The sequence below is a fragment of the Flagellimonas chongwuensis genome (assembly GCF_013376415.1).
GTDB classification, from domain to species: domain Bacteria; phylum Bacteroidota; class Bacteroidia; order Flavobacteriales; family Flavobacteriaceae; genus Flagellimonas; species Flagellimonas chongwuensis.
Window position 1 is genome coordinate 94,307 of the sequence record NZ_WYET01000009.1, and the last position, 21,886, is coordinate 116,192.

Annotated in this window: 25 protein-coding genes; 16 read left to right on the plus strand and 9 right to left on the minus strand. The window is 41.7% G+C overall.

Going from position 1 to position 21,886, the window contains the following annotated elements; all coding sequences use genetic code 11:
- Positions 1–94 precede the first annotated feature (94 nt).
- The 10 genes from rsgA to GUA46_RS15470 all read left to right on the plus strand — a co-directional run bounded on the left by rsgA (position 95) and on the right by GUA46_RS15470 (position 9,072).
- A complete protein-coding gene (gene rsgA, locus GUA46_RS15425) occupies positions 95–1,033 on the plus strand; it encodes a ribosome small subunit-dependent GTPase A (RefSeq protein ID WP_176621237.1) in 939 nt (312 codons plus the stop codon).
- A complete protein-coding gene (dtd, locus tag GUA46_RS15430; protein ID WP_176621238.1) occupies positions 1,034–1,486 on the plus strand; it encodes a D-aminoacyl-tRNA deacylase in 453 nt (150 codons plus the stop codon).
- Positions 1,486–1,812 carry a nucleotide pyrophosphohydrolase gene (locus tag GUA46_RS15435; protein WP_176621239.1) on the plus strand — a complete coding sequence of 109 codons (327 nt, stop codon included), beginning with the start codon at positions 1,486–1,488 and terminating at the stop codon, positions 1,810–1,812. The genes dtd and GUA46_RS15435 overlap by 1 nt, the downstream gene beginning before the upstream one ends.
- A gap of 69 nt (positions 1,813–1,881) precedes the next feature.
- Positions 1,882–3,111, plus strand: a complete 1,230-nt coding sequence (locus tag GUA46_RS15440) for a 3-phosphoshikimate 1-carboxyvinyltransferase (protein ID WP_176621240.1) — start codon at positions 1,882–1,884, stop codon at positions 3,109–3,111.
- Positions 3,112–3,198: 87 nt separating this feature from the next.
- Positions 3,199–4,248 carry a tRNA preQ1(34) S-adenosylmethionine ribosyltransferase-isomerase QueA gene (gene queA, locus GUA46_RS15445; RefSeq protein ID WP_108244790.1) on the plus strand — a complete coding sequence of 350 codons (1,050 nt, stop codon included), beginning with the start codon at positions 3,199–3,201 and terminating at the stop codon, positions 4,246–4,248.
- A gap of 73 nt (positions 4,249–4,321) precedes the next feature.
- Positions 4,322–5,362 (plus strand): dual-specificity RNA methyltransferase RlmN, encoded by a 1,041-nt coding sequence (gene rlmN, locus GUA46_RS15450; protein WP_176621241.1) that lies wholly within the window; start codon positions 4,322–4,324, stop codon positions 5,360–5,362.
- A gap of 171 nt (positions 5,363–5,533) precedes the next feature.
- Complete coding sequence (locus GUA46_RS15455) at positions 5,534–6,508, plus strand: polyprenyl synthetase family protein (RefSeq protein ID WP_176621242.1); 975 nt, start codon at positions 5,534–5,536, stop codon at positions 6,506–6,508.
- Positions 6,509–6,619: 111 nt separating this feature from the next.
- A complete protein-coding gene (locus tag GUA46_RS15460; RefSeq protein ID WP_108244787.1) occupies positions 6,620–7,195 on the plus strand; it encodes an RNA polymerase sigma factor in 576 nt (191 codons plus the stop codon).
- A 4-nt stretch (positions 7,196–7,199) separates the two neighbouring features.
- Complete coding sequence (locus tag GUA46_RS15465) at positions 7,200–7,916, plus strand: hypothetical protein (RefSeq protein WP_176621243.1); 717 nt, start codon at positions 7,200–7,202, stop codon at positions 7,914–7,916.
- Positions 7,917–8,001: 85 nt separating this feature from the next.
- Positions 8,002–9,072: a hypothetical protein gene (locus tag GUA46_RS15470; RefSeq protein WP_176621244.1), complete on the plus strand. Its 1,071-nt coding sequence runs from the start codon at positions 8,002–8,004 to the stop codon at positions 9,070–9,072.
- A gap of 48 nt (positions 9,073–9,120) precedes the next feature.
- Here the strand turns inward: GUA46_RS15470 and GUA46_RS15475 are convergent, their stop codons facing one another.
- Complete coding sequence (locus GUA46_RS15475; RefSeq protein ID WP_176621245.1) at positions 9,121–9,363, minus strand: zinc-ribbon domain-containing protein; 243 nt, start codon at positions 9,361–9,363, stop codon at positions 9,121–9,123.
- 106 nt (positions 9,364–9,469) lie between these two features.
- Here GUA46_RS15475 and GUA46_RS15480 point away from each other — a divergent pair, with 106 nt between their 5' ends.
- Positions 9,470–10,099: a 2OG-Fe(II) oxygenase gene (locus GUA46_RS15480; RefSeq protein ID WP_229418527.1), complete on the plus strand. Its 630-nt coding sequence runs from the start codon at positions 9,470–9,472 to the stop codon at positions 10,097–10,099.
- On the opposite strand, the gene GUA46_RS15485 is transcribed toward GUA46_RS15480, so the two are convergent.
- Entirely contained in the window at positions 10,100–10,411 is a 312-nt protein-coding gene (locus GUA46_RS15485; RefSeq protein ID WP_108244783.1) for a phosphoribosylpyrophosphate synthetase, read from the minus strand.
- 37 nt (positions 10,412–10,448) lie between these two features.
- Positions 10,449–12,227 (minus strand): Xaa-Pro dipeptidyl-peptidase, encoded by a 1,779-nt coding sequence (locus GUA46_RS15490; RefSeq protein WP_229418531.1) that lies wholly within the window; start codon positions 12,225–12,227, stop codon positions 10,449–10,451.
- A gap of 201 nt (positions 12,228–12,428) precedes the next feature.
- On the opposite strand from GUA46_RS15490, the gene dnaG reads away from it, so the two are divergent.
- Positions 12,429–14,402, plus strand: a complete 1,974-nt coding sequence (gene dnaG, locus GUA46_RS15495; RefSeq protein WP_176621247.1) for a DNA primase — start codon at positions 12,429–12,431, stop codon at positions 14,400–14,402.
- 69 nt (positions 14,403–14,471) lie between these two features.
- Here the strand turns inward: dnaG and GUA46_RS15500 are convergent, their stop codons facing one another.
- Together GUA46_RS15500 and nadE are read right to left on the minus strand one after the other, a co-directional pair.
- Positions 14,472–15,101: a response regulator gene (locus tag GUA46_RS15500; protein ID WP_108244780.1), complete on the minus strand. Its 630-nt coding sequence runs from the start codon at positions 15,099–15,101 to the stop codon at positions 14,472–14,474.
- Positions 15,102–15,259: 158 nt separating this feature from the next.
- Entirely contained in the window at positions 15,260–16,048 is a 789-nt protein-coding gene (gene nadE, locus GUA46_RS15505) for an NAD(+) synthase (protein WP_176621248.1), read from the minus strand.
- 66 nt (positions 16,049–16,114) lie between these two features.
- Here nadE and gldB point away from each other — a divergent pair, with 66 nt between their 5' ends.
- Together gldB and gldC are read left to right on the plus strand one after the other, a co-directional pair.
- The gene (gene gldB, locus GUA46_RS15510) at positions 16,115–17,104 is read left to right on the plus strand and encodes a gliding motility lipoprotein GldB (RefSeq protein ID WP_176621249.1); all 990 of its coding nucleotides are present in this window, start codon (positions 16,115–16,117) and stop codon (positions 17,102–17,104) included.
- Complete coding sequence (gene gldC / locus GUA46_RS15515; protein ID WP_108244778.1) at positions 17,105–17,440, plus strand: gliding motility protein GldC; 336 nt, start codon at positions 17,105–17,107, stop codon at positions 17,438–17,440.
- Between the two features lies 1 nt (position 17,441).
- Here gldC and GUA46_RS15520 read toward each other — a convergent pair whose 3' ends face one another.
- The 4 genes from GUA46_RS15520 to GUA46_RS15535 all read right to left on the minus strand — a co-directional run bounded on the left by GUA46_RS15520 (position 17,442) and on the right by GUA46_RS15535 (position 20,266).
- A complete protein-coding gene (locus tag GUA46_RS15520) occupies positions 17,442–17,942 on the minus strand; it encodes a hypothetical protein (RefSeq protein ID WP_176621250.1) in 501 nt (166 codons plus the stop codon).
- Positions 17,943–18,050: 108 nt separating this feature from the next.
- Complete coding sequence (locus GUA46_RS15525) at positions 18,051–18,779, minus strand: pirin family protein (RefSeq protein WP_176621251.1); 729 nt, start codon at positions 18,777–18,779, stop codon at positions 18,051–18,053.
- Positions 18,780–18,884: 105 nt separating this feature from the next.
- A complete protein-coding gene (gene yihA / locus GUA46_RS15530; protein WP_176621252.1) occupies positions 18,885–19,499 on the minus strand; it encodes a ribosome biogenesis GTP-binding protein YihA/YsxC in 615 nt (204 codons plus the stop codon).
- Positions 19,500–19,501: 2 nt separating this feature from the next.
- Positions 19,502–20,266 (minus strand): alpha/beta fold hydrolase, encoded by a 765-nt coding sequence (locus GUA46_RS15535; protein ID WP_108244774.1) that lies wholly within the window; start codon positions 20,264–20,266, stop codon positions 19,502–19,504.
- 264 nt (positions 20,267–20,530) lie between these two features.
- On the opposite strand from GUA46_RS15535, the gene GUA46_RS15540 reads away from it, so the two are divergent.
- On the plus strand, positions 20,531–20,986 hold the full coding sequence (locus tag GUA46_RS15540) for a division/cell wall cluster transcriptional repressor MraZ (RefSeq protein ID WP_108244773.1): 456 nt from the start codon (positions 20,531–20,533) through the stop codon (positions 20,984–20,986).
- Positions 20,979–21,881 carry a 16S rRNA (cytosine(1402)-N(4))-methyltransferase RsmH gene (gene rsmH, locus GUA46_RS15545; RefSeq protein ID WP_176621253.1) on the plus strand — a complete coding sequence of 301 codons (903 nt, stop codon included), beginning with the start codon at positions 20,979–20,981 and terminating at the stop codon, positions 21,879–21,881. The genes GUA46_RS15540 and rsmH overlap by 8 nt, the downstream gene beginning before the upstream one ends.
- Positions 21,882–21,886: the final 5 nt, after the last annotated feature.

The window sequence follows — 21,886 nt, forward strand, 5'->3', positions numbered from 1 at the left end:
ATAGATTAAGTTAATGATTGTTAAAACTGTTAACAAAGATATACGACGAATAAGCAGTAATATTGTTTCTTTGTAATCAAAATATAAACAAATAGTGAACGGAACTGTTTATAAATCAACTGGAAGCTGGTATACCGTAAAATCTTCGGATGGAGAGTTTTACGAATGCCGTATCAAAGGAAAGTTCCGGACACAGGGCATAAAAAGTACCAATCCTGTTGCTGTGGGAGACGTGGTCGAATTCCATCTGGAGAATATTGGAGATGAGACCATCGGTGTAATTTCTGAAATCGGGGAGCGTAAGAATTATATCGTCCGTAGATCGGTAAAACTATCCAAACAGACCCATATCATTGCATCCAATCTGGACCAAGTATTTCTATTGGTCACATTGAACAACCCTCCAACATTTACCAGTTTTATTGACCGTTTTCTGGTAACTGCGGAAGCTTATGACATTCCCGTGATATTGTTGTTCAATAAGATGGATTCCTATTCCGAAGAAGAAAAATTCGAAGTTCATTGGTTGATGGACCTTTACTCGAAAATCGGGTACAAGTGCATACCGATTGAGGCCAAGCAGGGCAAGAACGTGGATAAGGTCAAGGAATTGATGCTCGGTAATACGAGTATGTTTGCAGGACATTCCGGAGTGGGCAAATCAACTTTGGTGAACGCTTTGGAAACGGGGCTCGAATTAAAGACAGCGGAGATTTCCGAACAGCACATGCAAGGACAGCACACCACCACCTTTGCCGAAATGTACGACCTATCTTTTGATGCACGTATTATTGATACACCCGGTATAAAGGGATTCGGTATCGTGGATATGGACAAGTATGAAATTGGTGATTATTTCCCAGAATTCTTTGAATTGAAATCCGACTGTAAATTCAATAATTGCCTGCACTTGGATGAGCCAAAATGTGCGGTAAAAGAAGCCTTGGAGAATGATGAGGTTGCAGCCAGCCGGTACAGGAGCTACGTGCAAATGGTAACAGGAGATGAAGATAATCCATACAGGGAAAGATAAATGAGGACAGTATTACAAAGAGTTTCAAAAGCCAGCGTAACCGTTGAGGGAGAATTGATGTCGTCCATAGGTCATGGGCTTTTAATATTGTTGGGCATTGAAGATGCCGACACCAAAGAGGATATTGATTGGTTGACCAATAAAATTCTCAACCTCCGTATTTTCAATGATGAAAATGAGGTAATGAACCGTTCCGTTGTGGATGTGGAAGGCGATATTATCGTGGTAAGTCAATTTACCCTACATGCCCAGACCAAAAAAGGAAATCGTCCTTCCTACATTAAAGCGGCAAAACCGGATATAGCGATTCCCTTGTATGAAGATTTTGTTCAGGTTTTGGAAGAAAAAATCGGTAAAAAGGTGGGCACCGGAGTTTTTGGTGCGGACATGAAAGTGGAATTGCTCAATGATGGTCCGGTTACCATTACAATGGATACAAAAAACAAAGAATAATGAATATTTCAGACGCACAAAAAGCCGTTGATGAATGGATAAACAATCACGGTGTCCGATACTTTAACGAACTGACCAACATGGCACAGCTTACGGAAGAGGTCGGGGAAGTGGCTCGAATCATTGCAAGACGATATGGTGAGCAGAGTGAAAAGGAATCCGATAAGGCCAAGGATCTGGGAGAGGAGCTTGCCGATGTTGTTTTTGTGGTACTTTGCCTGGCCAATCAAACAGGTATCGATCTTCAAGAGGCGTTCGAAAAAAAATTGGACTTAAAGACCAAACGCGACCACGACCGTCATCAGAATAACAAAAAACTAAAATAAAGTTGTTCCCTTAAAAGGAGTTTAAGCCCGTTTTTTCTAGTTTTGACAATTCATTCAAACTATAAAGAATTGAGACTCCAGCTTTCTTCTCCCGACAATAGAAAAATTCAAAAATCAATAGCGATTACGGGCTCAAAAAGTGAAACCAATCGGTCACTTTTGTTGCAGGCCTTGTTTCCAAACCTCAAAATTGAGAATCTTTCCAATTCAGATGATGGAGAAGTTATGCAAAAGGGCTTGGTAAAATCCAAGGGTGAAGTGGATATACACCACGCCGGGACGGCGATGCGATTTTTAACAGGCTATTTTGCCACCCAAGAGGGAAAGCAAGTGGTGCTGACAGGGTCTCAACGCATGCAGGAACGCCCGATCAAAGTCTTGGTGGATGCTTTAAGGTCACTTGGTGCGGATATTGAATATGTAAAGGAAGAAGGTTATCCCCCTTTAAAGATTACGGGGAAAAAACTGGAAAAAAGCTCGGTGTCTCTACCTGCAAATATCAGTAGCCAATATATTTCTTCGCTATTGTTGGTGGCGCCAAGTCTCCAGAATGGAATAGAATTGGAACTAGTCGGCAAGATTACTTCAGTGCCCTACATAAAAATGACCTTGGCACTTCTTGAACAAATAGGTGTGGAAATCTCGTTTGAAGGAAATAGTATCAAGGTGTCACCAAAAACAAACGTTGAGGATACCACTTTGGTGGTCGAATCGGATTGGAGTTCGGCAAGTTATTTTTACAGCATTGCCGCAATGAGCGAAATCGGTACCGAGCTACAATTGTCTTCTTACAAAGAAAGTTCTTTGCAAGGTGATAGTGTGTTGGCCAACATCTATAAAGATTTTGGAGTGCAGACCGAATTTTCCAACAATACCATTCTTCTCAAAAAAACTTCCGAAGTAAAATCGGCTCATTTGGAGTATGATCTTTCCAATGCCCCTGACATCGCCCAGACCATATCGGTAACTTGTTTAGGTTTAGGAATTGGATGTCGTCTTACGGGCTTACATACACTGCCCATCAAAGAAACTGATCGTTTGGCGGCTTTACAGACCGAACTTGGAAAATTTGGTGCCACTGTTGCCATTGATTCAGAAAGCCTAACCCTTACCGCCCAATCACAGCTAAATAATGGGGTCGAAGTTGATACCTATAACGATCACAGAATGGCAATGGCGTTTGGACCGTTGGCGCTCAAAGCGGATTTTGTGGTGAATGATGCCGAAGTGGTCTCCAAGTCGTACCCCGATTTTTGGAACGATCTGGTTACACTAGGATTTGGTGTAAAGGAAATGTAATCCACAATTAATCATCAAATTACTTGACATCCGCTATCGGTAGGTCGTATATTTGCCCCTCTTTAAAAAAATCGAAAAAAAGCCCAGATGAAATTATCAAACTTCAATTTTGAATTGCCCAAGGAATTATTGGCAGAATATCCCGCAGAACACAGGGACGAATCCAAACTTATGGTGATTCACCGGGATTCCGGAAAAATTGAACATAAAATGTTCAAAGACCTAGTCGACTATTTTGATGAAGATGACGTAATGGTCTTGAACAATACAAAAGTTTTTCCTGCCAGACTTTTTGGTAACAAGGAAAAAACCGGCGCCAGAATCGAGGTTTTCTTGTTAAGGGAGCTTAATCAAGAACAACGTCTTTGGGATGTTTTGGTGGATCCAGCCAGAAAAATAAGAATCGGGAACAAACTTTATTTTGGTGACGACGAAAGTTTGGTGGCAGAAGTAATCGACAACACCACATCCAGAGGAAGAACATTGCGTTTCCTTTACGATGGTTCCTACACCGATTTTAGAAGAAAACTAAGGGAACTGGGCGAGACCCCACTACCAAAATATATTAAGCGCGAGGTAACTCCGGACGATGAAGAACGTTACCAGACCATTTATGCAAAGCACGAAGGTGCCGTAGCTGCTCCAACGGCCGGTCTTCACTTTAGCAAGCATTTGTTGAAGCGTTTGGAAATAAAGGGAATCAACTTTGCAGAGGTTACACTTCACGTTGGTTTGGGAACATTTAATCCGGTTGAAGTAGAAGATTTGTCCAAACATAAAATGGATAGCGAAGAGTTGGTGATCGATGAAAAGGCAACCGAAGTAGTGAACAATGCCAAGGCCAATAAGAGAAAAGTTTGTGCCGTGGGGACCACTGTGATGAGAGGTTTGGAAAGCGCGGTTTCTTCCGAGCATACATTGAACACGTTTGAAGGTTGGACCAACAAGTTTATCTTCCCTCCATACGATTTCAGCATCGCAAACTGTATGATCACAAATTTCCACTTGCCAAAATCCACTTTGTTGATGATGGTCTCCGCATTTGCCGGTCATGATCTGATCAAGAAAGCATACAAGCAGGCCATTTTGGAAGGATACCGATTCTATTCCTACGGTGATGCCATGTTGATTCTTTAAAAACAAAATTTCATAGAAGAGAAATCCCGTTTGCCAATTGCCAGCGGGATTTTTTCTTGCTTATCTTTAAGAGATGGAAACCAAGAAAAGGGACATACGGGCATTGACAAAGGAGCAGCTTCGAAACTTTTTTGTGCAGCAGGGGGACAAGGCATTTCGGGGAAATCAAGTGTATGAATGGTTATGGCAGAAATCTGCCCACGATTTTGATGCAATGACCAATATTTCCAAGGAGACCCGGCAGATGTTGGAAGATAACTTTGTTATCAACCACATACGCGTGGATCAGATGCAACGTAGTTCCGATGGTACCATCAAAAATGCCGTTCGCTTGCATGATGGTTTGGTAGTGGAGTCCGTATTGATTCCAACGGAAACTCGAACCACTGCCTGTGTCTCCAGCCAAGTTGGGTGTAGTCTGGATTGCCGATTTTGCGCTACCGCCCGTTTAAAACGGATGCGGAATTTGAACCCGGATGAGATCTACGACCAAGTAGTGGCCATAGATAATGAAAGCCGCCTGTATTTTGACAGACCCTTGAGCAATATCGTTTTTATGGGTATGGGCGAACCGTTGATGAACTACAATAACGTGCTGAAGGCGATAGATAAGATTACTTCCCCTGAAGGATTGGGGATGTCTCCCAAAAGGATCGTAGTGTCCACTTCAGGAGTGCCTAAAATCATCAAAAAAATTGCCGATGAGGATGTAAAATTTGGATTGGCCGTGTCCCTACATTCCGCTATTGATGAAGTGCGAACCTCCATTATGCCGTTTAATTCCACATTTCCGTTAAAGGATCTTAGAGAGGCCTTGGAATATTGGTACAGTAAGACCAAGAACAGGATTACCTACGAATACGTAGTTTGGAAAGGTATCAATGATACGCAGGAAGCCGCCGATGCATTGGTGAAATTCTGCAAGTTTGCACCATCAAAAGTCAATATCATCGAGTACAATCCCATTGATGATGGCGAGTTCCAACAGGCACATGGCAGTGCGGTGGAGATGTATCAAAATACCTTGGAGCGCAACGGGATAACGGTTACTGTAAGAAGGTCCCGTGGCAAGGACATTGATGCCGCCTGTGGACAGTTGGCCAATAAAAGCTAATGTTATGTTTCCCGGACAGGAAATATGTCAAAGTGATTTTAACCCTTGATCATCCCACCATGCAGGTCATCGATGGTTTTAGGTATGTATCTTAAAACTTAGAATTCATTCCTACAACTCTGTCATTTTCCCTACTTTTATAGATTCAAAACCAAACACCACACCGTTACGTTGAAAATCGTTTCGCAGATAAGAGAACCCATAGAGGATGAGATGCAGCTTTTTGAGGAAAAATTCCTCAAATCCATGTCCTCCAAAGTGGCGCTCTTCAATAGGATAACCTATTATATAGTCAACAGAAAGGGTAAGCAAATGCGCCCAATGTTTGTTTTTTTGACCGCCAAATTATTGAACGGCGAAGTCAATGAGCGGACCTACACAGGAGCATCGATTATTGAACTAATTCACACGGCTAGTCTGGTACACGACGATGTCGTGGACGATAGCAATAAGCGAAGAGGGTTTTTCTCCATTAATGCCTTATGGAAGAATAAAATTGCCGTTTTGGTCGGCGATTTTCTATTCTCTAAAGGTCTTTTGGTATCCTTGGAAAACAAGGATTATGATTTGCTTCATATTATTTCCAATGCGGTACGCGATATGAGCGAAGGGGAATTGCTCCAAATTGAAAAGGCCCGTTTATTGGATATTACAGAAGACGTTTACTACGATATCATCCGACAGAAAACTGCGACCTTAATTGCTGCGTGTTGCAGCATGGGCGCTTGTTCGGTACGACCTGATTCCGATGAGGTCGAAATCTTCAGAAAGTTCGGAGAGCTTTGCGGAATGGCCTTTCAAATTAAGGATGATCTGTTTGATTACGGTGCGGAGAAAATCGGAAAACCTACGGGAATCGATATTAAGGAACAGAAGATGACCCTTCCTTTAATATACGCTTTGAACAATAGTGATAAGGATAAGAAGAAGTGGTTGATCAATTCCATCAAAAAGCATAACAAGAACAAGAAACGGGTAAAAGAGGTAATCGAGTACGTCAAGGAAAAAGGCGGACTGGATTATGCCGTGGTCAAAATGTTGGAGTTTAAGGACGAAGCTCTGGCCATTTTGGATAATTATCCCGATTCTGAGTACAAAAGTGCCCTCACACTTATGGTTAACTACGTAGTGGATCGTAAAAAATAAATTTTTAAATTATTGATTATCAAATAAATACTGAAATTTTTTTATTTTCAGGCAACTATTCGTGTCCATATCCCGTCTATGTAAATAGAGACACCAATGTAAACCAAACTTTTGAAGATCATTACGCTACATAGCAACGAAAAACAATTGATCAAAAAATCAATCAAAGGGGACCAACAGGCCCAAAGGTTGTTGTACGATAAATTTTCGCCCAAGATGTTGGGGGTTTGTAGGCAGTACATCAAGGACCTTCAATTTGCGGAAGATGTAATGATTCATGGTTTTGTCAAGGTGTTTAACCATTTAAGTTCATACCAACATAAAGGGAGTTTTGAAGGTTGGATCAGAACAATAATGGTCCGGGAAAGTATCTCCTATTTGCGGAAAAGACAGTTCGTGGTATATGACGACGCCGTGGTGGATTCAAATACAATAGTCTCAACCACCAACGATGGAATTTTGGATGTCGAGTACGTGCAACATTTGATTGATGAACTTCCGGAGGGCTATAAGGCGGTATTTTTACTTTATGCTATTGAAGGGTATGGCCATAAAGAGATTGCGGAGCTATTGGAAATATCCGAGGGAACCTCAAAATCGCAACTGTTCAAGGCCAGAAAGATGCTTCAGGAAAATTTAAGTTTAAAGGGAATGTCGCCCAAGTCACATTCGGCGAACAAAATATAGAGGTATGGATAAACTCGAAAAACATATCAGGGAAAAACTGGAAGAGCGAACCATTGTTCCATCAAAAGGTTCTTGGGATCAAATTGCTTCGCAACTGGAACATAAACCACAGCATAAGAAGAAGTGGTTCCCTTATGCCATAGCTGCAAGCGTTGTGGGCATTGTGCTGGTATCGGTCTTCTTTTTTACAAATAGTGATACGGAGATGGAAGCGCCACAAGTTGTAGAATCAGAAACATTGCAAGAAACCGATATAAAATTTATAGAAAAAGTTGAAGAGAAACTAACCCCGGAGATGGAAGCCAAAGTTGCCGTTACCGAAGTTGAGGCCAAAGGACCAAAGGAAACCAAAACGTTTAAACAGCCGGATTCCAATATACTGGTTGCCGAACAACAGACCAAGGAGCCTTTGCAAGACGAAATCAAGATTAATTCTGATAAGCTGATCGCGCAAAAGGTGGAAGAAGTAGTGGCACAGGTGCAGCTAATGGAAAATACAAGCCAAGAGGTGACCGATGCCGAAGTGGATTCCCTTTTACGAGCAGCACAAAGACAGATTTTAACGGATAAGTTATTCACTGACGGTAGTTCCGTTGATGCCATGTCCCTCTTGGCAGAAGTGGAGGACGAACTGGACGAATCGTTCCGGGACCAAATCTTTGATGCTCTAAAATCTGGATACTTAAAAGTACGTACGGCAGTGGCGGACCGAAACCAATAAAATTATTCATCAATCAAGTGGAACCTTCTGTAACTTCCTGTCCAAATGGGCAGGGAGGAGGGAGGTTTATAATCCAAAAACAATCATGAAGACAATTACATTTTATTCGACCATTTTGCTTTTGTTCCTTGTTGCACATTCTGTTTGGGGACAAGAAGATTATCAAAAGAAAATAGAAGCGTTGAAAATTGAAAAACAGCGAATCATTGAACAGGAAAAGGATGCCCTAAAGTTCGAGGTTAGGGATATTAACCAGCGTTTGGAGGATGGTAATATCTCGGAAAACGAGGCTAGGATGTTAAAAGAAGAAGTGGCCAAACAGCGCGCCTTGAACATAGAGAACCGTGTTGCCATTGTTGAGAACCAAATTGCTTTGCTGGAGCGAAATAAAGGAGACGTACTAACATTGAGAGAAATAGATACTATTTACGGTGATCGTATGCGGATAGGTTTGCTCATTGATGGGAAACCCGCCATTACTTTTAATTCCAATAGATGGAAAAAAGAGATTAAGTACGACAGGAGAACCTACTCCGACTTTGTGATGGCCATAGGGCTGAACAACGCCATTATAGAAGGACAGTCGCTTTCCGACTCCCCCTATAAAATTGGTGGAAGCCGTTTTTTTGAAATGGGATGGCAGTGGCGTACCAGAGTGTTCAAGAATTCGAATTGGCTGCGTTTCAACTACGGTTTCTCATTTCAGTTCAATGGATTAAAACCTGATGGAAACAGAATATTTGTACAGGAAGAGGGGCAAACCGTATTACAGGAATTCGAATACGATTTGGATAAATCCAAGTTTAGAATGGACAATCTAGTGTTTCCTGTTCATTTTGAGGTAGGCCCATCAAAATTGAGAAAAACGGAGCGTACCATGCGTTATTCCATTAGAGATCAATTTAGACTTGGTTTTGGTGGATACGGGGGATTTAGTCTGGGAACCCGTCAGAAATTAAAGTACAACCGTGATGGGGAAAATGTCAAGGATAAACTAAAGCGCGATTACAACAGCAGTGATTTGATTTATGGGGTTAGCGGCTATATGGGTTTTGATGGCGTCCTACTTTATTTAAAATATGATCTTAATCCAATCTTTAAGGATGCAGAAGTAAAGCAAAACAATATTTCATTGGGCCTTCGGTTCGATATTTAACCATTTTTGAACCTTGAAGAAAGGCGGTCAGGTTATCCTGGCCGTTTTTTATTGCGATAGCGCCCGTTCCATTTCAGGGGTGAACTCCTCTTTGTAGTATACTTTTTTACAGTGGGAGCATTCCGCATAGCGAATGTTGTTGATGGTGAACAGCGGAATCCAGAACAAATGTGCGTAGTTCGGTTGGGCAACTGCGGTCAATGTTCCAGTTTGGCCGCAATGCGAGCAGGAAACATGGTTCAGTACTTTGGTTTCTTTTTTGCCAGGTCTTGTTCCGAAGAAGAGTATCATTAAACACCAATATTAATCCATCTCAAAGTTAGAGCTTTCAAGAGCGAATGAAAAAAATGATTTTCGTTTTTAAATATTTTCTACATTCGCCCACATTTTTGAAACATTGAACGCCTACCACGCTTTGGAGGAATGGTTGTCTTGGATGGACGACATCTCCAGTAAGGATTATGTAATCGTAGACAATTTTCTACGTGACGAACTTTATACCGAGATCAAATCTTTTTTTCTGGGTAAGCTCCCCAATTTTAAGGAGGCAGGAATCGGCGCCCATTCCGAAAATCAGATTGATACGAAGATACGAGGTGATTTTACGTATTGGTTGGATAGAAACCGGGACGCCCATTTGAAAACGTACTGGGAATTGTTGGATGAAACCATGCATATATTCAACCGGTACTGCTATTTGAGTTTGTCAGGATATGAGTTTCATTTGGCGCATTACCCTTCTGGAGGACATTATGACAAACATCTGGATCAGTTTGAAAATCGAAGCAACCGCATGATTTCAATGATTATTTATTTGAACGATGATTGGAAGCCTGGTGATGGAGGAGAATTGGAAATTTTTGAAAAAGATGGGTCAAGTTTTCTAGTGGAGCCCTTGGCCGCCCGTTGTGTGATGTTCAAAAGTGCGGAGGTTCCCCATGCCGTCCTCGAGGCGCATAAAAGCAGGTTCAGCCTTACCGGTTGGTTATTGTATCAGCCTTCTTCTGTGGGCAAGCTCTATGTTTGATTATTTCTTTCTAACAGGAATTTGACGAATGAGTTCTTCATTCTGCGCGGTCGAAGCTCCGTAGGAAATCACCAAGGTTCCCTTTGTGCCATCTTTTGCCTCTATAGCGAAGACAGTGGATTCATCGGCGGGGTCTGTCATGCCCTCAAAACGATATGAATCAATTATCAATAATTCATCCGGATTATATTCTTTCTTTGAGTACAGAGCCTTTATGGAGGACTCATCTGCTTCAAAGTCTTCCTTATAGCCCTCTTCTTGTGTCAAGTAATTGACAACTTCCGAGAGTGTGCTAAAACTATGTTTGTCCATTATGATTAAATTTTCAGTGTTGTTGTAATTGAATCAATCAATCATGTTCTACAAAATCAATACTTCCACCAACGATAGGCAGCATAAGTTCAGTTCCATCCAAATCCACGGTCAGCTCTGTACCCGGATTTGGCCAAAGGGTAAATTCTTTATCACTGGAAAAAATCATCAGACCAATTTGCTGTCCTTTTGGAATTATTTGATCATCAGGCATTAATTCAAATTCCATTTCGTAGAATTTTCCGGGAACTAAAGGTTTACTTTCTGTCAATGAACTGTGGTTTTGAGGGTCGGCCCATCCACGGGTAATGATGTTGTCTGTTATTTTGCTGTTTAAAGCTTCAGACCATGGTAGCGAAACCACCCAAACCGATAGATTGGCCGCAGGTTTACTACTGGCCAGTTTTATTTTGATTTTGGGCACACCGGAAATATGTACATCTTCTGTCAGAGGAGCGGTTACATACAATAACCTATTTTGAGAGGATTCGGCATTTGCCAAATCTGCACCTGAAACGTTATGATCGTCCACCAAGGTTTCTTTGCCCTTATTTTTTGATTTTTTGGATGATAGCCCACCAAATTGTAATCCGCCTTTTTGCAAGTACAATGTAATATCTTGGGCATCTGGATTTGGATAATCTGAGTACGGTGTGGGATTGTCCTTGTTGTCATTTTCTCTAACAATCCATGCCTTTGGGTCGTTTTCTACACCATTTTCCACATCAAATAAATAGCGTGTGAACCATCGGTTCATCATAGAAATTGGAGGTGGTCCCCCATGACCGTTTTGATGGTAGTAGATTTGGGTCGGAAGCCCCATCTCTTTGGCTTTTTTATAAATACGGTAACTGTGTTCGGGCATCACGTTCCAGTCATTAAAACCGTGTGACATCAAAAGAGCTGCTTTCATGGGTTCCATATCGTTCAGATAGTCCCTTCCGGCCCAAAAATCGTTGTAATCCCCAGTTATACGGTCCTGTCCGTTCTTCATCTCCGTATCGCGAACCACTTCATTGTTTCTGGCCCGTTTGGATTCATCGCCACTGTGGATAAAATCATAGAGTACATCAATATCTTCGCCCAAGTATCCGCCAGGTGAACGAACCAATCCATTGGAGCGGTAATAGTGATAGTATGAAGTATTTGGTGCTATTGGAATAATGGCCTCAAGCCCATCAGCGCCTGTGGTTGCAGCTGCTAATGGTATAGTTCCGTTGTAGGAGGTACCCGTCATGCCCACTTTTCCGGTGGACCAATACGCTTTTACTTCTTTGTCTCCGTCTCTTTCAGTAAATCCTTTTGCCCTTCCGTTGAGCCAATCGATAACTGCTTTTGGTGCTAAGGATTCGTTGTCGCCCCCAACGGTTGGTGCTCCATCGGAGAGGCCAGTGCCTGGAGAAGAGGAATGAACCACGATGTAGCCTCTTGGAACCCATGTCATAATTTGCGAGTTGGATATGATAGGCCGTTCGCCCAAGCGGGTGACCTCAGGGTGCTTTCTAGGTTTTCCCGGTTCACCAAGTTCGTGTTTTACATCCCAAAAAACACCTTTGTCCAAGCCGGCCGTACCTGCATAATAAGGGCTCGATTCATAAATCACGGGAAGTTTTAAACCTTCTGATTCCGTTTGTTCGGGTCGGGTTACGTCTACGTGCATGCGGTCCAGTTTTCCATCACCATCAGAATCAAAAGTGGTCTCTACCCAAAGATCATGACGTATCCATTTACTTGGGTCGGAGAAGGCTTCCACCACTTGAGCTTCACCATCTTCAATAATTGGAGCTGCTTTTTCTGCCATTTGGCCATGTGCCATCAATGAAAATACCAAAAAAAATGCTGCAAGTCCCCAATGTTTTTTAGATATGCTATTTATCATAAAATCGATTTTACATTAAAATATACCGCAGTTATGCAAGGCGGTCCTAAGATACTAAATCTAAAAGAGGGAATTCCTTTTGGGGTTCATCAAAACTTTGTTTTTATTTACCTTTAACAGCTATTTTAACGGAACGCTTTGATTTCAAAAACCACCATAGACCAAGTATATGAAACCGCCCGATTGGAGGAGGTCATCGGTGATTTTGTACAATTGAAAAAATCGGGTTCCAATTTTAAGGGACTGAGCCCCTTTACGGATGAGCGTACACCCAGTTTTATGGTATCCCCAGTTAAGCAGATATGGAAGGATTTCAGTAGCGGCAAAGGGGGTAATGTGGTGGCTTTTTTGATGGAGCACGAGCATTTTACCTATCCTGAAGCCATAAAGTATTTGGCTAAAAAATATAATATTGAAATAGAGGAGACCGAGCAAACGGATGAGCAGAAGGAACAGGCCAATGAGCGGGAAAGTATGTATTTAGTGTCCGAGTATGCACAAAAGTACTTTGCCGAAACGCTTTGGGATACTGAACCTGGCAAGGCCATTGGGCTAAGTTATTTTAAAGAGCGCGGCTTTACGGATGATACCATCAAAAAGTTTGGCTTGGGTTATGGCCTGGATGAGTGGGACGCCTTTACCACAACTGCACTCGATAAAGGCTACCAGCTGGAGTTTCTGGAGAAAACCGGTCTTACCATTGTTAAGGAGCAGGCTGGCGGAGAAAGCAGAAAATTTGATAGGTTCAAAGGCAGGGTCATGTTTCCTATCCATTCCATGAGCGGTAGAGTATTGGGGTTTGGAGGTCGTATTTTGACAAATGATAAAAAAGCCGCTAAATATCTGAATTCTCCCGAGAGTGACATCTATCACAAGAGTAAGGTGCTGTACGGTATTTACTATGCCAAGCAAGCCATTGCCAAAGAAGATAACTGTTTTCTGGTTGAGGGTTACACAGATGTCATCCAGATGTACCAAAGAGGAGTGGAAAACGTGGTGTCATCTAGTGGGACGGCATTGACGCCGGAGCAGATAAGACTCATTAACAGGCTTACCAAGAACATTACAGTTTTGTTTGATGGGGATGCCGCCGGATTACGGGCATCTCTCCGTGGCATCGACCTTATTTTGGAGCAGGGCATGAACGTAAAGGTCTGTACATTTCCAGAAGGGGAGGACCCGGACAGCTTTGCCAAGAACAACACTTATGAAGATTTGGTGGAGTACTTGACGGAGCATGCCATGGATTTTATCCAGTTCAAAACTTCTTTATTGGCCAAAGAGGCGGCCAATGACCCTATAAAACGTGCAGATACGGTTAGGGATATCGTAAACAGCATCAGTAAGATTCCGGACCGTATCCGACAAGAAATCTACGTGCAGGAATGTGCAAAGATTATGCAGATTTCCGAAGATGTGCTGTACAATACGTTGGCACAGATTGATAAGAAACAGCAAACAGATACCTCAAAAAAGGAAAAGCAGGAGCGTAAAGCCTTTGAAGTCGTAAAGAATGATGCTGTAGTCGAGAAGGTAGATGTGCAGTACGAATTGGAACGAAAAATCATTGAAGTGCTGTTGCTTTATGGAAACCAAAAACAGGAATTCGAAGATTTAGTGCTCAAAGAAAATGAAGAGGGAGAGTTGGTACTCGAGCCCGAAGTCTCTGAGGCCAAAGTATATGAAAAGGTGTTCTTAGATCTTCAGGAGGACGAAATTGAACTCACCAATGAACAATTCAAGGCAATATATTATAAGTTGATAGAGCGATTGAACGAAGATTCCGATTTTTCGGTCAGTACTTTTTTGTCAGATTTGGATCAAGAAACCGTATCCCAAGTATCATCCATTTTAATGGAGGAGGAACAGTATGTTTTGCATGATTGGGAGCGGCGTGACATCTACCCAAAGGAAAAACAGGTAGGTGTAGCGCAGTTGGTAGGAGAGACCATACTTACTCTACGCTGCAATTTGATAAAGAACCGAATCGAAAAACTTAAGGAAAGGACACAGGATAGCCAAGGGGACCACACAGAAATTTTGGAGGAAATCATGAACTATCTTCAGCTCAACAAATTGTTGAACGCTAAATTGAACCGTGTGCTTTCTTAAATTATAAAACCCCTTCCAAAATTTTGCTTTGAAAGGGGTTCCCACAATAGTTGGTTTGGTTGGGTATTCCTAATATAGTTCCAAGGCTTTTGCCTGTTGGAGTAAGTCCACTAAATTATCCACGTTCAATTTTTTCATCAGACGGGCTTTGTATGTACTTACTGTTTTTTCATTGAGGTTCAGCCCCTCCGCAACCTCTTTGTTCCTTTTGCCGCTTGCCAATAATTTAAGTACTTCGACCTCTCGGGAAGAAAGTTTTCTAAAGAATCTACGTGGCTTTTGTGTTCCTTCGTCAAAAGCAAGGCGTTGGGCAAGTTCATTGGTAATGAACATATTGCCTTCACTTACTTTTTTAACTGCTGAAATAATATATTCCAAATCAGCAGTTTTGGATAAGTATCCAAATGCTCCGGCGCGAATTGTACTAAGGGCGTAAACATCTTCGGACTGCCCGCTGTACATTAGCGTTTTAATGTCCGGAAACTCCAATTTCATTTTTCTTAGGGTGGCGATTCCGTTGATTTCCGGAATATCCATTTCTAAAATAACAACGTCTGGATTTACGTCTTTTAGTGTTTTAAAAAGCTCTTCTGTAGTAGATACATCTGCAATGACTTCAATATCTGAGCTCGTTTCAAGTACCTGTCTTATACCAAGCCTAACAATAGGATGGTTGTCAGCAATCAATACTTTAATCATTATGAAACGGTTTATTTAGTGAATGGTTAGCTGCTAATACTTAAAGTATATAGCGAGCAAGATAACAATTTAATCATGTAAAATTGTAACTTTTTTCTTAAAACCATAGTTTTTCTATGGTTTTTTTCGTCTTATACTGGGATTTTTCGGACGAATCGCTACTTTAATTCATTTGGAATCTCGCAAATAGGTATAGGAACCATCTTATGCTTGTTTGCGGTATTATACCTTTTATATATGATGAAAATTTCCTTTTCCCTATCAGAAAAATCTTCAGATGTCTTGCCTTGTTCATCCATTTCCATTGCCCATTCCAATTCTGGGTACGATGCTCCGATTTGGTCCTCATCGGTTCTACTATCTCCCCATAAGCCATCTGTTGGGGCTGCTTCCATAATGTCTTGATTTACTCCAAGTACGCGTCCAAGCTCATAAACCTCGGTTTTGACCAAATCAGCGATTGGACTAAGGTCAACTCCTCCATCGCCATATTTTGTGTAGAACCCGATTCCAAAATCTTCCACTTTGTTTCCTGTACCGGCAACCAGATAGCCTTCCAAAGCAGCAAAATAGTAAAGCGTCGTCATGCGAAGTCTTGCCCGGGTATTTGCCAAGGACATAAATCGGTCTTCTTCTTTGTCCACCTTTGGAAAGGCATCTACCAATGAATCGAATACGGGTGTAAGGTCGACCGGTTGCCTGGATACATTTGGGTAGTTTTCAATCAACCAATCAATATGTCGGTCGGCACGTGTAACCTGGTTTGCACCTTGGTGAATGGGCATTTCCAGACATAAAAGGTCCAATCCAGTTTTTGCACATAAGGTAGAGGTTACGGCAGAATCTATTCCGCCTGACACGCCAATGACAAAACCTTTGCATTTTGCATTTTCGGCATATGTTTTTAACCAATCAACAATATGGTCTATTACCTTTTCTGTTTGCATATCTTACTATTTAGATTCTATAAATTACCTTTGTGCCCTGTAAATTTAATCCCTGTGTTCTTAAAAATGAAGCGGTTGTTGAAATACTTTACTATTCCCGTATTGAGATGTTTTATTTTGGTTATGATTTTATCGATTTCATCATGTGGTGAAACGGATAAAACCGAAGAGGAGGTCGCCAAAATTCCGGTGGATTTGAAAGTTTCAAGGTTCGATAGGGAATTTGCAAATGCTTCCGTTGATGACATTCCCAAATTGAAATCAAAGTATCCCTATTTGTTTCCGGAACAGTTTCCCGATAGTGTTTGGTCGGCCAAATTAACGGACACGCTTCAAATTGAGCTTTCCGAGGAAGTGGCAAAGGAATTTGGCAATTTTGAACAGGAATCGGCAGACTTGGAGTCTTTCTTTAAACATGTGAAATATTATTTTCCGGCAACAGAAACCCCTCATATCATAACATTGACCTCTGATGTACGTTACGAAAGCCGCATCATTTTGGTAGACTCTTTATTGTTGATTGGACTTGATAATTATTTGGGTGAAGACCATCATTTTTATGAAGGCATGCAAAGGTATATTGCTACTTCCCTCGATAAAAAATTTATGACATCGGATGTCGCCAGTGCCTTTGCCAAAAAGGTTATTTCCTATCCGCGTAACAGAACTCTATTGTCGAGGATGGTCTATTATGGCAAAGAACTTTATTTAAAGGATAAATTGATTCCCTCTGCATCCGATGCACAAAAAATAGGATATTCCGAAGAAGAAATAGAGTGGGCGCGAGCCAATGAGGAGCAAATGTGGAAATATTTTGTGGAGCGTGAATTATTATATAGTACCGATACGGGATTGGACCGAAAGTTTTTGGACCCTGCACCTTTTACAAAATTCGGACTGGAATTGGACAATGAGTCGCCAGGTCGTTTGGGCAGGTATATGGGATGGCAGATTGTGAGGGCCTTTATGGAAAAGACCAATACAGGACTTGGACAAATGCTGGATACGCCCGCAGATGAAATTTTAAAACAGTCAAATTACAAACCAAAAAGATAAATGGCAGTAGAACACACTTCGGAAATAACCTTAAAGGTTGGGTTGGATGAGAACCGAGTGCCCGAGGAATTGACCTGGTCGGCACAGGATGGCGGAATTAAGGAAGAAGATGCCAAAGCAATGATGCTATCCGTGTGGGACAGCAAAAATCAAGAATCCTTAAAAATTGATTTATGGACAAAGGATATGCCGGTAGATGAGATGAAGGTATTTTTTCATCAAACCTTGGTATCCATGGCCGATACTTTTTACAAGGCCACACAAGACGAAAAAATGACAGCTACCATGAAGGATTTTTGCGAATATTTCGCGGAAAAACTGGAATTGAAAAAATAACTCAATCCACTGGTTCGTGTATGCGGTCGAACTTTGCCTTTTCGGCTCCTTTTAGGTCGAGGGCACTCTCAATTTTTGACTTGGTTGGTCTTTGTAGATATAAATAGCCAATCAGTACAACACCGATAATAAGGTAAGTGAGGTTTTGGGTATTCGAAAAAATAACAATGCTAAAAAGTGAGGCTCCCTCCAACAAGGCATATTTTATAATCGATGCCGTTTGAAATTTGGTCAACTTTTCCCTGAGCCCGTTCTTTTGGGATACGGACCTCAGTGTTTTTTTGAAAATCAAATCTCCCAAGAAAATACTTGTCAAGGCTACCACCGGAACGATTGCCAAAAATATATCGTTTGTGTCGGAAGTGCTGAGCTCTTGGGCGTCTGCATTAAAATAGAATAGGATGGCCAATATTACTGGGGTCGTTGCGATACCGAGATGTAAAAAGGACATTACCTTAATAAATCCTCCGGGAGTGAATTGGTTCGATGTTTTTTGAGCCATTTGTGTCATATTTATGGACCTAAAATACCTAAAAAGCACTTGGAATATAATTTTAAGTAAAAATCAGAATAAAAAAAGCCCCGATATGGGGCTTTTCAATTTGTAAGCTTAACGTCCTATGTTGTCCAAGCTCATAGGGACTTCCATGAGCAAGACCCTGCTGTCTGTGTTGGATTTAAAATCGAACGAGTTCGTGTCCCAAATCCCAAATCCATCCCGTTTTTCGAGCTTTTGTCCATTGATTTCGACTTCACCCTCCAAAACGAAGGCATACACGCCATTTCCTTCTTTTTTGATTTGATAGGAATCCGTTTTCCCTTCTTCGAATTTCCCTAAATGGAACCAAGCATCTTGATGGATCCAGACACCTTCATCTTCAGAACTAGGAGAAAGGACCTGGTAAAAGGCATTCTTCTTTGCAATCTCCCGAATAGAGATTTGGTCGTATCGAGGTTCAACATTGCGTTTGTTCGGAAAGACCCAAATCTGCAAAAACTTTACTTCTTGATCACTATTCTTGTTGTACTCGCTATGTTGAACTCCAGTACCGGCACTCATCACCTGTACATCCCCTTCCTTAATAGTGGTAGTGTTGCCCATGCTATCCTTATGCTCCAAATCTCCTTCCAAAGGAATGGATATAATTTCCATATTGTCGTGGGGATGCGTCCCGAAACCTCTTCCGGGCGCTACTTGGTCATCATTGAGTACGCGTAGTACCCCAAAATGCATTCGTTCGGGGTCGTGATACCCTGCAAAACTAAATGTATGGTGTGAATTCAACCAGCCATGGTCTGCATGGCCTCGGGTTGCTGCTTTGTGTAATACAGATTTCATTGTATCAATCTTTTTTAAATTAAAACTTGAGTTTTAGCTGGTTGATTTGTCGTAAAAACGAGCTATTTCTTACCAAATTGATTGATGGTGGTAAAGGGCTGATGCCTAAGTATTGCTTTTGAAGAAATCTTGGTTGATGCTGTCAATAAACTCCAAAAGTTCTTCGCGCCCCATACGGTTGGTTGATGAAGTGGTAAAATGTGGAGGGGCCTCCTCCCAAGCACCATCCAGTAGTTTTTGAAGGTAGGCATTGGCTTGCTTTTCGATAACGGCCGGCTTCAGTTTGTCCGCCTTTGTAAAGATTATCGCAAACGGAATCTGATTGCTGCCCAGCCATTCCATGAACTCCAGGTCCACGGGTTGAGGCTCATGACGTATGTCCACCAGTACAAAACCGCATACTAGTTGTTTTCTTTTTTGAAAATACTCGGTGATGTATTTCTGAAATGTTTTTTTGTCCTTTTTGGACACTCTTGCATATCCATATCCGGGCAAATCCACCAAAAACCAATTATTATTGATTTTAAAATGGTTAATAAGCTGCGTTTTTCCCGGTCTTCCAGAGGTTTTTGCCAACGATTTGCGTTCCATCAACATATTGATCAAGGAAGACTTGCCAACATTGGACCTGCCGATAAAAGCATACTCCGGTAATGGTTCATTGGGGCACTTGGCAACATTGGAGTTGCTCATTACAAATTCTGCCGAGGTGATTTTCATGCTTAGAAGTTACGTTTTTTCAACCAAGCTTCGAGAATATGGTTAAAATCGTTCGGATGTTCCATCATCGGTGCATGGCCACACTTTTCTATCCAGTATAAATCGGAGTCGGGGAGAAGTTCGTGAAATTCCTTTGCTACATTGGGTGGGGTAACTGTATCGTTTTCTCCCCAAATGATGCAAGTCGGTGTGTTCATGTGAGGCAGATCCTTGGCCATATTATGGCGAATGGCACTTTTTGCTATGGCCAACGTCTTTACCAATTTCATTCTATCGTTCACCGTAGCAAAAACTTCGTCCACTATTTCCTTGGTGGCTACTTTTGGATCGTAAAATACGTCCTCTGCCTTTTTTTTGATGAATTCGTAATCACCTCGCCTTGGATATCCATCGCCCATGGCGCTTTCGTAAAGGCCCGAACTTCCAGTGATTACAAGTGCTCTTACCATTTCCGGAAACATTTTGGTGTGCAAAAGGCCAATGTGTCCGCCGAGAGAGTTTCCTAACAAGATGACGTCCTTCAGCCCTTTGTGCTCAATGAACCCTTCCAGAAAGTTGGCAAAGTTTTTTACCGTGGTTTTCAAAAGAGGCAAATCGTAAATCGGCAATTCGGGAATCAGCACCTGATATCCCTTTGGGGGAAAATATTCGGATACGCCCTGGAAGTTGCTCAAACCCCCCATCAAACCGTGCAATATGATCATGGGAGTCCCTTCTCCCTTTTCTATATATCGGTATTTGCCATCCTCGATTAAATGCTCTTCCATCTATAGTCAGTTGGTAGTAAGAGGGGCAAATATAGGAATTTCATATCACAAAGATTTTAGGTTTTGGTTTATCGGTAAGAAGTTTTTTCATTTTGATCAAAACTATTTTCAAATGGGCTCATGCCGCAATAATCAATTTTCATATGCAAATCGGATGAAATAGGTCAAAAGTGGGGAATTTATTAACAAAAGTGGTGTTAAGTGGAGAAATGTGGAAATAAAATCTATATATTTGAGTTGTATTAAGTAACCAATTGATTTCTAGTGACCCATATCATAGGACAACATGATTGCAAAGCGGACTCCAAGGGAAGGGTGTTGTTGCCCATTTCTTTGAAGAATCAGTTGGTGCCCGTAATCAAGGATGGGTTCGTAATCAAGCGATCTGTTTTCCAGCAATGCTTGGAGTTGTATCCCAAGGCCGAGTTCGATGTGCTGATGCAGAAAGTGATGAAGAAAAGCAAAATCAACCGAAAGTACGATGCTTTTGTAAGGAATTTTGTTGCAGGGATGAAGGAGGTCAGTATTGACGGTGATTCCGGAAGGTTGCAGATTCCAAAAAACTTGGTGGAGTTTGCCGGAATTGAAAAAGAAGTGGTTCTGAATGCGGTTTTTGATAAAATCGAGATTTGGAACAAAGATCTGTACGAGAAAGTCTTGGCGGAAGGGGAGAAGGATTATGCCGACCTGGCCGAGGAGATTTTTGACGACGATGAGTAGTGAATATCATAATCCGGTACTGCTAAAGGAATCGGTGGACGGATTGAATATAAAGGATAATGGAGTGTATGTGGATGTCACCTTCGGTGGCGGCGGGCACTCCAAAGAAATTTTGAAAAGATTGGGTAGCGGCGGCAAGTTGTTCGCTTTTGATCAAGATGAGGATGCGCTTCAAAACGCAATAGATGATGAAAGGTTTCAATTGATCAATCAGAACTTTCGCTACCTCAAACAGTTTTTAAAGTTCTATGGCATTCGGAAAGTTGATGGAATCTTGGCGGATTTTGGGGTTTCCTCCCATCAGTTCGATGAAGCCGAGCGCGGTTTCTCCATTCGGTTCAATGCGGATTTGGATATGCGGATGGACAAAAAAAGCGAATTGTCGGCCTTTCAGGTGGTGAACACCTATTCCCAAGAAGATTTAGCATCGGTTCTTTTTCAATATGGCGAGTTGCGCAACGCAAATGCCATGGCCAAAACCTTGGTCGAGGCAAGATTGGAAGAGCCCATCAAAACAACAGATGATCTTAAAAATGTATTGAAAAGGTTTTTGCCGAAAATGAAGGAGAATAAAATTTTGGCACAGATTTATCAAGCCATCAGGATTGAGGTCAATCAGGAAATTGAAGTGCTCAAGGAATTTTTTGAGCAAGTGCCAGAGATGTTGAACGAAGGTGGCAGGTTGAGTGTAATCAGTTATCATTCTTTGGAAGACCGTTTGGCAAAACGCTTTATCCGAGCAGGTAGATTTGAGGGTGAACCGGAGAAAGATTTTTATGGGAACATTAATGTTCCTTTAAAAAAGGTCGGGGGACTGATTGTTCCATCAGCAGAAGAAATAAAGAACAATAATAGGGCGAGAAGTGCAAAACTTCGCATAGCGGAGCGCATATAAAATGT

Excerpts from the sequence above, each read along its gene's own strand:
- dtd (WP_176621238.1), top strand. The coding sequence starts at position 1,034 with ATGAGGACAGTATTACAAAGAGTTTCAAAAGCCAGCGTAACCGTTGAG.
- GUA46_RS15435 (WP_176621239.1), top strand. The coding sequence starts at position 1,486 with ATGAATATTTCAGACGCACAAAAAGCCGTTGATGAATGGATAAACAAT.
- queA (WP_108244790.1), top strand. The coding sequence starts at position 3,199 with ATGAAATTATCAAACTTCAATTTTGAATTGCCCAAGGAATTATTGGCA.
- rlmN (WP_176621241.1), top strand. The coding sequence starts at position 4,322 with ATGGAAACCAAGAAAAGGGACATACGGGCATTGACAAAGGAGCAGCTT.
- GUA46_RS15465 (WP_176621243.1), top strand. The coding sequence starts at position 7,200 with ATGGATAAACTCGAAAAACATATCAGGGAAAAACTGGAAGAGCGAACC.
- GUA46_RS15470 (WP_176621244.1), top strand. The coding sequence starts at position 8,002 with ATGAAGACAATTACATTTTATTCGACCATTTTGCTTTTGTTCCTTGTT.
- GUA46_RS15475 (WP_176621245.1), bottom strand. The coding sequence starts at position 9,363 with ATGATACTCTTCTTCGGAACAAGACCTGGCAAAAAAGAAACCAAAGTA.
- GUA46_RS15485 (WP_108244783.1), bottom strand. The coding sequence starts at position 10,411 with ATGGACAAACATAGTTTTAGCACACTCTCGGAAGTTGTCAATTACTTG.
- GUA46_RS15490 (WP_229418531.1), bottom strand. The coding sequence starts at position 12,227 with ATGGCACATGGCCAAATGGCAGAAAAAGCAGCTCCAATTATTGAAGAT.
- GUA46_RS15500 (WP_108244780.1), bottom strand. The coding sequence starts at position 15,101 with ATGATTAAAGTATTGATTGCTGACAACCATCCTATTGTTAGGCTTGGT.
- nadE (WP_176621248.1), bottom strand. The coding sequence starts at position 16,048 with ATGCAAACAGAAAAGGTAATAGACCATATTGTTGATTGGTTAAAAACA.
- gldB (WP_176621249.1), top strand. The coding sequence starts at position 16,115 with ATGAAGCGGTTGTTGAAATACTTTACTATTCCCGTATTGAGATGTTTT.
- gldC (WP_108244778.1), top strand. The coding sequence starts at position 17,105 with ATGGCAGTAGAACACACTTCGGAAATAACCTTAAAGGTTGGGTTGGAT.
- GUA46_RS15520 (WP_176621250.1), bottom strand. The coding sequence starts at position 17,942 with ATGGCTCAAAAAACATCGAACCAATTCACTCCCGGAGGATTTATTAAG.
- GUA46_RS15525 (WP_176621251.1), bottom strand. The coding sequence starts at position 18,779 with ATGAAATCTGTATTACACAAAGCAGCAACCCGAGGCCATGCAGACCAT.
- yihA (WP_176621252.1), bottom strand. The coding sequence starts at position 19,499 with ATGAAAATCACCTCGGCAGAATTTGTAATGAGCAACTCCAATGTTGCC.
- GUA46_RS15535 (WP_108244774.1), bottom strand. The coding sequence starts at position 20,266 with ATGGAAGAGCATTTAATCGAGGATGGCAAATACCGATATATAGAAAAG.
- rsmH (WP_176621253.1), top strand. The coding sequence starts at position 20,979 with ATGAGTAGTGAATATCATAATCCGGTACTGCTAAAGGAATCGGTGGAC.